This window comes from Niastella sp. OAS944 (assembly GCA_024809215.1).
In the GTDB taxonomy this organism is placed as follows: domain Bacteria; phylum Bacteroidota; class Bacteroidia; order Chitinophagales; family Chitinophagaceae; genus Niastella.
The window spans coordinates 132,362-146,578 of record JANUBW010000001.1 but is presented as its reverse complement, the minus strand read 5'-3'; the positions used below and the strand labels follow the sequence as shown (position 1 = coordinate 146,578).

At 43.4% G+C, this 14,217-nt stretch carries 10 protein-coding genes; 4 read left to right on the top strand and 6 right to left on the bottom strand.

Going from position 1 to position 14,217, the window contains the following annotated elements; translation table 11 throughout:
• Nucleotides 1–19: 19 nt before the first annotated feature.
• A complete protein-coding gene (locus GGD38_RS00605) occupies nucleotides 20–1,708 on the bottom strand; it encodes a S41 family peptidase (protein ID WP_375299973.1) in 1,689 nt (562 codons plus the stop codon).
• Between the two features lie 86 nt (nucleotides 1,709–1,794).
• Between GGD38_RS00605 and GGD38_RS00600 the strand changes: the two genes are divergently transcribed.
• Nucleotides 1,795–2,310, top strand: a complete 516-nt coding sequence (locus GGD38_RS00600) for a GNAT family N-acetyltransferase (protein WP_375299974.1) — start codon at nucleotides 1,795–1,797, stop codon at nucleotides 2,308–2,310.
• 5 nt (nucleotides 2,311–2,315) lie between these two features.
• Here GGD38_RS00600 and GGD38_RS00595 read toward each other — a convergent pair whose 3' ends face one another.
• From GGD38_RS00595 to GGD38_RS00580, 4 genes are all read right to left on the bottom strand, one after another.
• The gene (locus GGD38_RS00595) at nucleotides 2,316–4,232 is read right to left on the bottom strand and encodes an FG-GAP-like repeat-containing protein (protein WP_375299975.1); all 1,917 of its coding nucleotides are present in this window, start codon (nucleotides 4,230–4,232) and stop codon (nucleotides 2,316–2,318) included.
• Nucleotides 4,233–4,301: 69 nt separating this feature from the next.
• A complete protein-coding gene (locus tag GGD38_RS00590; protein ID WP_375299976.1) occupies nucleotides 4,302–7,724 on the bottom strand; it encodes a response regulator in 3,423 nt (1,140 codons plus the stop codon).
• A gap of 154 nt (nucleotides 7,725–7,878) precedes the next feature.
• Nucleotides 7,879–8,571 carry a DUF434 domain-containing protein gene (locus GGD38_RS00585; RefSeq protein WP_375299977.1) on the bottom strand — a complete coding sequence of 231 codons (693 nt, stop codon included), beginning with the start codon at nucleotides 8,569–8,571 and terminating at the stop codon, nucleotides 7,879–7,881.
• 343 nt (nucleotides 8,572–8,914) lie between these two features.
• Nucleotides 8,915–9,253, bottom strand: a complete 339-nt coding sequence (locus GGD38_RS00580; RefSeq protein WP_375299978.1) for a hypothetical protein — start codon at nucleotides 9,251–9,253, stop codon at nucleotides 8,915–8,917.
• 190 nt (nucleotides 9,254–9,443) lie between these two features.
• On the opposite strand from GGD38_RS00580, the gene GGD38_RS00575 reads away from it, so the two are divergent.
• The 3 genes from GGD38_RS00575 (at nucleotide 9,444) to GGD38_RS00565 (ending at nucleotide 13,108) form a co-directional block, all read left to right on the top strand.
• A complete protein-coding gene (locus GGD38_RS00575) occupies nucleotides 9,444–11,162 on the top strand; it encodes a pectinesterase family protein (RefSeq protein WP_375299979.1) in 1,719 nt (572 codons plus the stop codon).
• Nucleotides 11,163–11,265: 103 nt separating this feature from the next.
• Nucleotides 11,266–12,219, top strand: a complete 954-nt coding sequence (locus GGD38_RS00570) for a S41 family peptidase (RefSeq protein WP_375299980.1) — start codon at nucleotides 11,266–11,268, stop codon at nucleotides 12,217–12,219.
• A gap of 97 nt (nucleotides 12,220–12,316) precedes the next feature.
• Nucleotides 12,317–13,108, top strand: a complete 792-nt coding sequence (locus GGD38_RS00565) for a hypothetical protein (protein ID WP_375299981.1) — start codon at nucleotides 12,317–12,319, stop codon at nucleotides 13,106–13,108.
• Between the two features lie 82 nt (nucleotides 13,109–13,190).
• Here GGD38_RS00565 and GGD38_RS00560 read toward each other — a convergent pair whose 3' ends face one another.
• The gene (locus GGD38_RS00560) at nucleotides 13,191–14,159 is read right to left on the bottom strand and encodes a TolB family protein (protein ID WP_375299982.1); all 969 of its coding nucleotides are present in this window, start codon (nucleotides 14,157–14,159) and stop codon (nucleotides 13,191–13,193) included.
• Nucleotides 14,160–14,217 lie beyond the last annotated feature (58 nt).

Below are 14,217 nucleotides of genomic sequence, written 5' to 3'. Positions count from 1 at the left end.
GTTGTTGTTTTTATACCCATCAGTTTCCATTGATCACACTCACCGCCTTCTCTACCAACTCATCTTTTCCTCCCTGCACACCTTTGATGGTTGGCTTGCAAACGATGTCGATCTTTACGCCGGTCTTTTGCGCCACGGTGCCATCGGAATAATATACACCGAGGCCCGAAAATCTGGTTAAAATTCCACCCGGTAAGTTTATAAAATCGGTTAAGGAGCCATCGGCGCCTGCTGTTGTGCTGCCAATGGTAATTGTTTTTGCGGCCTCCTGTAAGCCCATGGCGCTGTATTCTGAATGGCTTTTACTGAATACATTTACAAGCAGTATCACTTTGCCCTTATAAGGATTGGTATTGGGCTCACCAAATATGTCGGGATGGTATTTGTAAAGGCCGGGATAACTTGAGTCGGGATAGGCTAAGCGGGGCATTATAAATTTCTTTGAAGTTAACCGGGCCGCAATGATATGCCAGGTATTGTTAGGATAATTACGTAAATCGATAATAATTCCCTTTGTGGCAAAAAGCGAATCCATTACAGCTTTGGCATCTTTTTGCAGTAACAATCCCATATCAATGTAACCTATATTATCGGGCAGTATCTTCCATGTTGGCGTAAAAGGCGGCGCATAAGGCGTTTCTTTCGTATACCTGTTAATGGTAAGTTTTTCTATTTTGCCATTTGGTGTAAGCCTGGTGATATCACAATTGCCGGTATGCCCTGAAAATAAATATGAATTACAAATAGACTGCAGGCGGGCATCATCGTTACTCGCATTATAAACATACGGTAAATATCTTTTTACTCTTTTTTCAACTGTTTCACCATCAACGCTTACAATAACATCGTTTAGTGCAATGCCCTGCTGTTTGCACAATGAATCATTGGTAATTAATGTAACTACGGCTTTCCCTTCTACAATGGAGCACCTGAACGGTAAATGATTAAAATCGCCCGATAGCTGTTGCAACTGGGTCGACCAGCTATTTGTTGCGCAATGGCCGTCGCCCAGGGCTGCTATCAATTTAATTATGCTTACATGATATTGCAAGGTGTCTTTCGCTTCATAAAAGTCAGGAATGAACCGGGTTAGTACATGGTCCCATTTTGTGGTTGTGATGTACTTATAGGGCGAAAAATAATTAACGATATTCCAGTACCTGAACAGGGTTAATAAACGGTAGGCTGGTGAGGGAAATTTAAACTCCTGCGTGTAGTATAAGTCTTCATGGACAACTTTGATCTGTTTAAATTTGCCATAACCCGCATAATAGTTTTCGCCTTGGCTTCTGTTGGCCAGTATAAATTGTAGTTTACTTATTACTTCGGGTGTAAACCCGCTGTTTGTTATCCATGCAGTATCGAGGTTATAACTTAAGCGGCCGGTTAGTGTATTATCGCAGGTAGGGCAGGCATCTACCGGGCCCAGGTCATTCAGCCAGTTCAGTAGACGATCACTTACTTCCTGCTGGCTGCTGGCAGAAAGAAATACAGGTATCTTGTCTATAAGTACCTGGTCCCAGTTATACTTTCCCTTTGCTACCTTTGGGTGGTAATATTTTAAAAATCCCCATGTTTTGCCCAACAGCGCCAGCGACGTTACCTGCTTTGTGGTCAACGGTTTTTGGGGCGCCGCAAAGATTCGGTTACTATTTAAGGTAATGATCAACAAAAAGAAGAAGCAGAGGCGAACAAAGGATTTGTTCATACGTTTTCGTTATGGGTATTGTAAAAGATAGCGTTCAATTTAAATAATTTCCTGTAAAGTTCTAAAGTATCTTGCATCAACTAACCATGAGCACTCAATATCATATTCAACCTGCCACGCTTCCGGATCTTCCTGGTATTATAAAGATCGTGAACAGCGCCTATCACGGCCAGCCAGGCAGTAAAAGCTGGACCTCGGAAGGCCACCTGGTGGCGGGTCCCAGGATCACGGAAGAGAATCTGCAGAGCTATCTTCAACAACCTGCCGTTACCATTCTCAGGTGTGCAGATGAACAGGGAAATATTGTTGGCTGTGTACTGCTTGAAAAAAAGACGGATACTTTATATCTTGGTATGCTGTCGGTTGACCCGCAAATTCAGGCATCGGGCATTGGTAAACTGTTAATGCAGCACGCGGAAACGTTTGCCCGGCACCATCAATATGCTACTATCACCATCTCCGTTATAGATCAACGGCATGAATTGATTGAATGGTACAAACGGAAAGGATATAAGCCTACGGGAAAGCTGATCCCTTTTTCCAATCCATCTTCAAAGGCATTGGGCGAGTTTTCGTTTGTAGAGTTGCAAAAGGAGATATAGATGTATTATGGCGCTTTCAGGATTCTAATTGTTTTTACTGAACTTCCTTTTTTCAGCATTACCATATAAATGCCTGGCGCCAGGTTGTTAACATAAATAGTATTGGTGCCTTGTTGCAACGTTTGTGATTGAATACGTTTACCAACGACGTCTGTGATCACCATACTGATGTTGTTATTACCCCCTGCTGGTTGATCTACCTGTATTTTCAACTCGTTAATAACCGGATTGGGATTTAATTGTATGGTATAACCCTGAAGAACAACTTCATTGATGCCGGTAGCTACATAAGTATAATTATCGGAAGTGTCTTTGCAGCCGTTTATATCGCCAACGATCACTTTGTATACGCCATTTTGCGGGGTATTATATTGGTTGGTGGCGGCCCCTGGTATCAGCACATTATCGCGATACCATTCATAAGATGCAAAACCGGCAGTGGTGCTTAAAGTGGTGCCGTTGGAAGTAATAACGGGTTTTGGTTTGGGCGCACAGGGCGCCGGCACCGTATTTATGTTTAGCTGGTTTTTGAAGATGGATAGTGCGCTGCTTTGAAGTTTGCCGATGGTTATATCGGTAAGGCCGTCATTGTTAAGATCGGCCAGGGCTACCGAACCCAGGCCAGGGTTGGGGCCGTATTTAACAAAAGTTGCAAACGCAATGGCGCCGGGTGTGCTTATGTTCTTTAGTATACTAATAGCAGAATCGGAACCGGAGTGGGAGATTACAATATCCGGTTTGCCGTCTGAATTCAGATCGCTCAGTTCAAGGCCGCGCGGATCGGTAGCTGTCAACAGGTTGATCTTAGTATCAAAGGTCAGGGGATTTGATCCATTAGTTCTGTAGATCGTAATATTATTACTTGTTGTATTAGTAGAGATCATATCGGCCCTGCCATCGCCATCAACATCAGCAATGGCTACTTCATAAGGAGCGCCGTCAGTAAAAAAATGTACCCTTGGGTTAAATGAGATGGTACCGGGTGTACTTGTGTTCTCAAGCAATGATATGCCCCCGGCGCCACCGATGGCGGTTATTATTTCGGGTTTCCCATCCTGGGTCAAATCACCTATTGCAATACCTTCAGCAGAACCGGTAGTGGTAAAGTCTAATTTGGCTGCAAAACTGATATTGGCCCCGGTAGACGTATTTTTAAATACCCCTATACCGTTTACAGAGGCGAGGGAACAGGCTATGTCTGCTTTGCCATCGTTGTCGAGGTCACCAATAGCAATTTTCCTGGGCCCGGTAACGGTGTTCAGGGCGAGGCCGCTGCTAAATGAAATATTGCCCGGCGTGCTGGTGTTCTTTAAGATATATAACCTGAACTGAGAAGGGCAGCTTACTACCAGGTCTAATAAACCATCGCCGTTTACATCGCCGGTTTTTATACAGGTGGGAGTTGTATACCCGTTGATGTCCGTGGGAGAGAACGACAGGGTGCTGCCGGTGGTAGTATTTCTATAGATGGTGATCTTATTGGTTACCGAACCGGCATATATAAGATCTGTACGATTGTCGCCATCGATATCAGCAGCGGTTACATAAGAATCGCCTGTTAAATTGGTAGCAGGGGCAAATGAAGTGGCGGTAAAGTTCATGCCACCGCCTGTGTACGTTACAATAAACGGGCGGGGCGCATAAGCGATCAAATTATTCACCGCAACTGATGTCCTTTGGAAGGTTGCGCCGTAAGGAACGGTAACTGTTAACGAGATGGCGCTGGCCAATTGGACCGTTGCTTTCACCGCGCCAAAATACACGCTATTATTAGCAGCTGTAGGGCTAAAATTTAGGCCGCTAATGGTAACCTGGGTGCCAATGGGGCCCGATGCAGGGGTAAAAGATGAAATAACGGGAACTTGCGCATATGCAAAATGGCACGTAGCAGCCAGGGCCGCCAGCAGTATATACGTTCTCATGGCAATCGTTATAAGTAAAGGGGTTGTTCTACTGAATTTACGAAAAAAACGTATATGTTGTGTGGGATTTTACCGGTATAACCATACCCGCATAAGCGAGATCAACTGGGTCAAGTTTACCGGTTTAGAAATGTAATCAGAAAAGCCGGCCTCGAGACATTTTTCCCGGTCGCCCTTCATGGCTTTTGCGGTAAGTGCAATTACCGGCAGCTTTGCATATTTATCTATTTTCCTGATCTGTTGCATTGTTTCAAAGCCATCCATATCGGGCATCATAAGGTCCATAAGTACAATATCGATGTCTGTATTTTCTTCCAGCTTTTGCAACGCTTCTATTCCGTTACCGGCATTCAGGCATACCAGTTCTTCTTCTTCCAGGGCGTTTGTCAATGAGTAAATATTTCTCATGTCATCATCAACCAGCAGCACCTTCCGCTTTTTTAACACCTCGTCTGACCGATGTACCTTCCGTATCATCTGCTGCTTTTCCTTCGGCAATTTAGATTCGGCATAATGTAAAAAAAGAACAGTTTCGTCTAATAAGCGTTCAATTGAGTTGGCTGTTTTTAATACCACGGTATCGGCCAACTGGTTCAAGCGGGCAATTTCTACTTTGCTCAGGTCTTTGCCGGTATACACAATGATGGGGATCTTTGCAAGTTCGGTATCGCTTTTGATCTTTTCCATCAGGTCTATTCCGCTCATATCGGGCAGGCCCAGGTCAATAATGATGCAGTCAAATTTTTCTATCCGCATTTTTTCATAGGCTTCGGCGCCGCTGTAGGCCGAAAATAGTTTTATATCGCCGTTACCTATCAGTTCTTTTATGGTTTGGCTTTGTTCTTTGTTGTCTTCAATGATCAGGAGTTTCTTTAATTTTTTCAGGGTGAATTCTTTCATGCGGTCAAGGGCCGTTTCTATATCGGTTTGGGTAACCGGTTTTCTGATGAAGTCGAACACCCCAAGTTCCATGGTCTCTTTTTTGCGGTCGTGGCCCGAAAAAATTTGTATGGGAATATGTCTTAGCTCGGGGTCGGCCTTTAGTTTTTTTATTACCTCCGAGCCATCCATTTCAGGCAGGTTCATGTCAAGTATAATACTGTCGGGTTTGTAGTGCCGGGCAAAGCTTAAACCTGCATTACCCTGCTGGGTAATAATGCCTTTATAATTTTTCTTTTTTACAAAATTCAGGAGTATTTGTGCAAAGTCCTCATCGTCTTCAATGATCAGAATTACCCTGTCATGGGCCGTAATAGTATACCTGTCGTCAGTAACATTGGCGGGAATATCAATTATACCTTCAGTGACAGAGCGTTTAATTTCACCGGTTTCAGGCTTTTTTATTTCTATTTTATCATTCGGTAACGTCGAATCCGATTCATCGAATTTCAGCGGAAGATCAAGCGTGAACGTGCTTCCTTTTCCTTCTTCGCTTTGCAGGTAAATTTCACCACCAAGCGCCTGGGCCAGCTTTTTACTGATCGATAGCCCTAAACCGGTGCCGCCATATTTTCTTTTTGTTGAACCGTCGGCCTGCTGAAAAGCTTCAAAAACGAGGGCCTGTTTATTTTTAGCGATGCCAATGCCGGTATCGGTGACGGTAAAGCTAATACGCTGGTGCTGTTTATAAGTTTTTATCCCAATCTCCAGTTGCACCTTTCCGCTTTGGCTGGTGAATTTAAAGGCATTTGAAAGAAGATTGCGCAGGATCTGTTCCACCCGTTGTTCATCGGTCAATAAAATTAAATTTTCCAGGCCGGTTCTATCGTTAATGGAGAATTCAACATATTTGTTCTTTGCCATTTCATTGAACATGCTATGCATGTTGTTCACTATATCGCTGATCCTCACTTCGGTAATATCCAGTTCTATTTTTCCTGCTTCTACTTTCGAAAGATCGAGCACTTCGTTTATCAGGCTAAGCAGTTCTTTACCTGAACTATAGATGCTCTGCGCGTGTTTTTGTTCTTTTTCACCAAGTACTTTTTGTTTATTCTCTGCCAGCAATTGCGACAATATTAAAATGCTGTTAAGTGGCGTTCTTAATTCGTGCGACATATTAGCAAGGAACTCCGATTTATATTTGCCGCTTTGTTGAAGTTCCTGTGCTTTTGCTTCCACTTCAAGTTTGGCCGCCTTAAGGTTGTTTTTTTGCGTTTCAAGCAAGGTGGCTTTTTCCTCCAACGACTCATTGGTTTGTTGCAGTTCTTCCTGTTGTGCTTTCAATTCCATTTCCGATCTTTCAAGCTGTTCTGTCTTTGTATGTAATTCATCATTTGTTTGCCGCAATTCCTCCTGTTGGGCTACCAGTTCCTCCGACTGGCGTTGTGTTTCTTCCAGCAGTTCTTTTGTTTGTTCCCGCGCCTGTGACGACGTAAAGGCTACGGCTATACTATCGCCCACTATTGACAGAAATTGTAAATGAATGGGTGTGAATTCTGTTAGTGTGCCCAGTTCAATAACGCACGTTACACTGTTCTCATAAATAACAGGAAAAGCAATAACACTTTTGGGCGTTACATTGCCAAAGCTGGTTTTTATATCAAAATTACCAGGGGGAATACTGCTTACATGGATCGTACTTTTTTCTGCAGCTGCCTGTCCGGCCAGGCCTTCACCAAAACGAATCAACGGCCAGCCTTCAGGTGATTTGGCGGCAGCATAAGCGCTTATCATTTTAAGGGTGTCTTCGCCGGCAATATACAGGGCGCCTACACTGGCATTTGTATAAACGGCCAGGTAATTGATCACCTTTTGTGCCAGGTGGCTTACCTGTATGTTACCCTGTATTTCTTTTGCCAAACCGCTGGTGCCTTCAAGGATCGTGTTCTTGTTAATTGCTTCTGTTTGCGCCTGCCTGAGTGCTTTAAAGTTTGAGATGATGATAAGGTATACGGAAAGAAGAACGATAGCGATGGTAATTACAAGTATAATGGAGATATTGTTGAAGTTACGGGCATCTGTTTCACTATCCTGTTTTCGTTTAAAAAGTAACCCTTCTTCTATTACCCGGGCATCGCGAATTTCTTTGCGAATATTATCTAAAATATTTTTCGAACTGTCTGTTGCTTCTGCCAGCAGTGCCTTTTCAAATCCGGCTGTCTTTCTTATAGCGATATTTGCTGAAAGGCGTTCTGTTAGCCGGGTAATGAGTTGATGAATGTCCTGTACATTCTTTTGCTGCCGGGGGTTATCTTTTGTCAGCTCTTTAACATTGGCGAGATGTTCATTTATCTGTGTACTGGCATTGCTATAAGGCTCCAGGTATTTTTCATTACCGGTTATAATGAAACCCCTTTCGCCGGTTTCGGCATCAACACAATGAATTAGTATTTGTTGAAACTCATACAATACCTCGTGGGTATGAGTTACCCATTGATTTGTTTCTCTGAATTTCTCACTGTTATAAAAGGAAATAAATGCTATGGAGAATAAAATAACGGAGCAAAAAACAACCCCGCCCAATATTTTTCTGTCTACGGTTATTCTCATATAGGGACATATTAATGGAGATACATTGTTATAGTAAGCAGCTACTAAAACAAATGAGCTTAACCGAGGCGTTCACCCTAAATTACTCTTTTTTATGGAGGTGGTAAAATATAATCGGTATTTGTAATGGGTTATTGTTTAATCAATTAGCGGCTTAAAGGGTTTTAAATACCAGGGAATTTATGTTTTGTGTATTGTTGATGATATGTGCGCCCAGGTTAAACCAGGCGGTGCATTCATTAAGCACCCAGCCATCGGAGCTGCATACAAGGCCTTTGTTGTCTATCAGGTATTTGTCGGGGTGATTATCAAGTATGATCTCCCAGGGAAAGCCATGTTTTTCGGCAATCTCATAACAGGTGCCCTTTAATTTTCCACTGTTCGAGATTGGTGCATCAAATACCCACATCACTTTTTGCAGTTGCAGTTGTTGTAAGGTGTTGCCAACGGTGATCAATGCCTGTTCGGTATGTTGTGCTTTTTTATAAGTGCCGTGTACAGAAGCTATGTCGCGGTAGCAGCCATCGAGGCCTTCAAAAATATAACCGCCGGAGAGTGCTGTTTCAAGTATGATGAGCACATTAAAGCCATCGAGAAGAATGGTTTGGTCTTTAAGGGCAGTGGGCAATAATTCTTTTTGTTTTCGCTTACTCATCTCTTCTGCCGAGCACGACATGCCCTGTAAAGCCTGTAGCTGGCGTTGTACCAGCTGATACCTGTTGCCTGCCAATGCCAGGGTGGCTTTGGGGGGGTAGTTCCTGCTCAACAGGTAATGCATGTCTTCCAGGGCTTGTAGTAAATTGTTCCGTGCTTCGGGTGTGCCGAATAAAGAGTGATCGCTAACCATCGGTCAAATATAAAACATTCCCAGAGACCTTCAGGTTTGGCCTCGAAACGCATAATGTTGAATCCAAAACTCACTATGAGTCATCAGTAGCTCACTTTGTGTGTCAGTACGGTAGTTTAATCTTTCGGTGTTTAAGATAGGGTCGTATGTTGGGAAAAATAGATCAAAAGTCAACAACTGGCGACTTAAAGTTTCAAACTGATATGCATAGCTGCGCAGTGATGCCTTATAGTAGGTAACCAACGCAAATTGAAAAGTCTGGATGCCTTATCATAGCGTACTGATACTTATCAGTAAGTTACTATGACTCATCGGTAGGTTATTATGACTCATCAGTAGCTAACTATAACCCATCAGTAGGTAACATTTGTTCAATTGGTTCGCCTACAATAATTCTCTTTGTGTTTTCCGTTCCAAACGAACAAATTACATTCTTATACACCTGGCCATTTGCTGAATATTCCTGAATGTAAACGCTATCGGAATATTGCGTGAAGATTGTTTTGATGTAATCGGCTGTTTTGTTGAGCTGGTCAATGTTTTTATAGGTGCGGAATTGCCCCGTTTTAGTGATAGCTGTGAGGTGCGTTTTAATAATTGAGGTGTCGGAATGGTCCGTTGCATAACACTGTCCTGTCGTAAGAAGAAAGAGTAGGGGTAACAGTCGCTTTATGGTTTTCATTAAAAGCTAATATATCTGTTTTTAGGGAATATTTGTTTATGACGGTTGTAGGTTATGGATAGTTACTAAAATACTTTTTTTTAAACCTAATAGAACAATAAACGAACCCCGTCACCCACCTGTTTAAATAGCTTTGCTTCAGCCGTTAAAACGATTCCGGCTACATTTTCACACCATTAAAACAAGCCATATGAGAATGATTCTACATTTTTCCCCAACGGGGAAGACCCTTCTGTTTTTTCTAATGTATACCTTGCTGATCTCGCTTTCTGCCGGCTATGCCCAATACGATATTGTGGTGGCCAAGGACGGTTCTGGCAATTACACCACGGTTCAGGCAGCGGTAAATGCCGCGCCTTCAAACAGTAGTACCCGTACAACCATCTATATCAAGAACGGTTCGTACTATGAAGTGATCACGGTGCCTACCAACAAAACCAACCTTACTTTTATTGGTCAAAGCAATACCGGTACGGTGTTAACGTACGACAATTACGCCAGTAAGATCAACCCGGCAACAGGCCAGGCATATGGAACATCCGGCTCGGCCAGTACTTTTATTAATGGGGCTGGTTTTTATGCGTTGAATATTGCCTTTGCCAATTCGGCTGGTCCCGTGGGGCAGGCGGTGGCGGTTCGCTCCACAGCCGATAAGGCCATCTTTAAAAATTGCCGTTTCCTGGGTTACCAGGATACCTATTATGCGCACAGTGGCAGAAGTTACCACGAAGGCTGTTATTTTGAAGGCAGTACCGATTTCATTTTCGGTGGCGCCATTGCCTTTTTCGAAAATTGCGATATCTATAGCAAGGGCGGCTCTTCACTTACTGCCGCCAATACAGCCCAGCATATAGCTTATGGTTATGTGTTCAATAACTGCCGTATTACCGGCGCAGGATCGAACATTACAGACTTGGGCCGGCCCTGGGGACCATACGCTTCGGTTACTTTCAGAAATACCAGTATGACGAATGCCATAAAAGCTGCCGGTTGGAACGACTGGGGCAATGCTGCCAACCAGGCAACGGCCCGGTTCAATGAGTACAGTAATTCGGGAAGCGGGTATGTACCATCTTCAAGGCCATCGTGGGTACATATTCTAACTTCATCACAGGCGGCATCATACGTTATGCTGAATGTTTTAAAAGCCAACAGTGCCAATCCGCAGGTTACCGATAACTGGAACCCACTCACCACTATAAACGCAACACCGGGAAGTGGTGGTACAACGGTAAGCGCCTTCTCAACTATACAGGCAGAAAGCTACAGTGCTATGCAGGGCGTGCAAAATGAAACGTGTAGCGAAGGTGGGCAGGATGTAGGTTTTATTCATAATAACGACTGGATAAAATTTAGTGTAAACTTTGGTTCGGGTGTAACTGGTTTTTCTGCCCGTGTTGCGTCTAACACAACCGGGGGAACCATCAAGCTTCGCCTTGGTTCTGCCGGCGGAACACAAATTGGTACCTGCAATGTTACCAATACCGGTGGCTGGCAAAGCTGGGCAACCGTTACAGGATCAGCCAGCGGCGCCAGCGGGGTGCAGGACCTTTACCTGGTGTTTGCGGGCACTACTACCGACTACCTGTTCAATATAAATCATTTTGTATTTACGGGCAGCGGCAGCCGGTTACAGACCATAACGCCACCGGCCACCATCAACGAAAATGAAAACCTGGTGAGGTTATATCCTTCGCCTGCCGGTGAGGAAATGACCATTGATATAAATGGGTTACTGGATAAGAATGCCCGGTATTTAATTTATGATAACCTGGGCCGCCAGGTACAGGCTTCAACCATTACAGGCAATAAAAGCAGCATAGGCGTAGCCAGCCTGGCCTCCGGTGTTTATACCATGCGATTGTTCAATGGTAAAGACCTCATCATTAGAAAGTTCCTGAAGAAATAGTATTGCGGTTAAGCATACAGTTGGGCAAGTTATCCGCCAGATGGCGGATGGCTTGTCCAATTTTTTTTGGTGGGTTGTAATACAAATAGTAATATAGAAGTGTATGAAAAAAAATATTATAACCATCCTGCTTTGCTTGTTACACATTGGCGCATTTTGTCAAAGCGCCGAGGTTACAAAATTTATAACCGAAATAACCACCATCATCAAAAAGAACAGTCTTGTAACCGGGCAAATTAACTGGACAGAATATGAAAAAGAAATAGGGGAAATTTCCCGGAACATTAACAGCATTGACAGTTGCAAACCGGTATTGAACTATATTATAAATACATTGCGAAAAAGCGGAGACCGCCATTCATTCTTTATAGATAAACGAGGTGTAGATAAGTTAAACAGCAGCGCACCGCCTATGAAATATGCAGAGGGCCGGTTGTTGAACGCTCGTACAGGTTATATTAAAATACCTTCAATGGGTTCTTTTAATGAACAGGTGAAACAATCATTCACCGACAGCATTCAGCAATTGATAAAAAAGATGGATACTGAAAATGAGATCACAGCCTGGGTGGTAGACCTGAGAGGTAATACCGGCGGTAGTATGTGGCCGATGGTAGCCGGTTTGAATGCATTGATAAAAGATGGTATAGCCGGTTATTTTATAGATGTAAGAAATAAAAGATCGAAATGGTATTCATACGGTCGTGCCTTTCTGGGAACAGGAAAGTTTTATAAAGTAAAAAGAATGACGTCACCTATAGCAGTTCTCATCGATTCTTTTACTGCCAGCAGCGGTGAAACAACTGCCATCTCATTGATAGGGTTACGGAATGTTAAAACCTTTGGTTTGCCGTCGGCAGGTTTTACCACCTCCAACGGTATTTATCAGCTTTCCAATGGTACTATGTTGGCATTGGCCAATGCTTATGCCGCAGACAGAAAGAAGAATATATATAAGGAAAGAATTTATCCCAATGTTTACATCAGGGAAAATACGAAAACCGCCGACGATACCATAGACGCTGCCCTTCAATGGGTACTAAAAGAAGGGAGTTAACGGTTTGCTGCATTTTTAACACAGAATATTTTATTCAGGCAGGGGAGAAGTTTACCTTTATGTGGGATTTTATTCCTTTCAGCCAAATTATACTGTTATGAAAAGAACTTTTACACTCTTCATCAGTTGTTTATCTTTTTTTATCGCCCAAAGCCAGCCATTTAAAGTAGCCCTCGATTATGGGCTGGGTCTCCCTCAAAGTGCAATGGGAAGTAATATTCAGGCTATACATAGTTTTCACGCCGGCGGGCTTTACCAGTTGCCGGGCCAGTTCAGTAAACTATCGGTAGGGGTTGAACTGGGAGTTGGTGTTTATTCTCATAAAAAGATCGACCAGACCTTTAATTTTGATGCCAATACCTCAACGGTTGTGCCTGTTAATTACAATAGCAATGTATTTAATACCAACCTGCAGGCAAGGTATCAATTGTTAGACGAATCACGAAATTTCATCGTTCCTTATGTTACTGCAAAAGCAGGCTTGTATAAATTTTACAGTAATGTAGTTATCGAAGATCCCGAAGATCCTGATGGTTGTCATGCTCTCGACAGAAAAAATCTGATTAACGATAATACAATGTACTGGAGTGCAGGCGCCGGTTTTGAGATCAACCCACTGATGTTTTCAAAGCGCAAGCATAAAGATGGCCCGGTTAGGATCGATCTTAGTGTAAGCACCATCCGCGGGGGCAACCTCGATTATATAAATACAAAACACCTGAAAGACGAGCAGGATATGCCGCAAACAGGTGGTAAACCGCTTTATGTGAGGTTTATTAATGTGAGTACCCAGGATATTCATGAACATAAGGTTGCCCAGGTATATAATTCGGCCCTGCGGGCGCTTGAGGTTAGAGCGGGGGTTATTCTCAATCTTGGTAAATGGTAATTTGAAGACGTAGGAGGTAAGAAGTAGGAGGTACGAATTTTGCGAGCCTCATACCTCATACTTCCTACTTCTTACTTCAACCTTATCGCCACCGCACACCACCATCCGCAGCTTCAGTCCTTGTTTCACCTTTTGTAATGAATGGGATTACCCGTTTGTCGGCTTTTTCCTCTACATTGTATTTACCAAAATCAGCAGGAATAATGGCCATATGCCAGTACCGGCCATACTGGCCGGTGATCGTGTAATCATAGCCGATGAGGAGGTATTTTGAATCGGGTGAGAACACGGGATATACCTCTTTGTCATTGCTTTCTGTTATCTGGGTAAGATTGCTGCCATCGGCATTCATCATCCACAAATGATTGCCGCCACGGAATGCAATCTTTGTTCCATCGGGACTCGCCGAAAGATCGGCCCATTCGTCGAATTTGAGCGTTGTTACCAACGTGGCTTTTGTAAACTCTTTATTGGTGCGGTAAATGCTTTTATCCAGGGTGAACAGGAAAGTATTGTCGGGCATCCATTCCACATCGCTGTACTTCAGGTCGTTTCCCTGGTACGAGGTGAAATTAAAAAGAATATTTCCCTGCAGGTCCATTATCATAATGCCGTCATCATAGGTAGGCGGCACCAGGATAAGTTTTTTATCGTATGAGAATATGGGAAATGTAGAATTGGCGTAGCCAGATAGTTTTTTGAATTTCGATACAACGGTATTGTCCTTCACATTGGTGATTGTGTATACCTCTGCATCATAGTCATCCGGATCGTCTTTTGCTTCGAGTATGAGGGTATTGTCGCGGCTGATATCCCAGCCACTGCGGCTGGTATTATAGGCCAGCGCCAGTGATTTTACCCCTGTTTTCAGATCTACTTTACTTACACCTTCTGTAGCCCAATTGAAATAAACAAGGCCACTACCCAGTTGCCCGATACCATTGCCATTGCCTGTGCCGGGCGTTGTTCCGGTATCATCATCACCGCCCTGACTTTTTGAGCAGGCAGAAAATAACAGGATCAGGGCCAACCAGTATACATGCTTTTTCATGATGTTAATTGATTAATGGTGGAAATTGGTGAGAATTGCTTTCACAAATTTCAGCTGG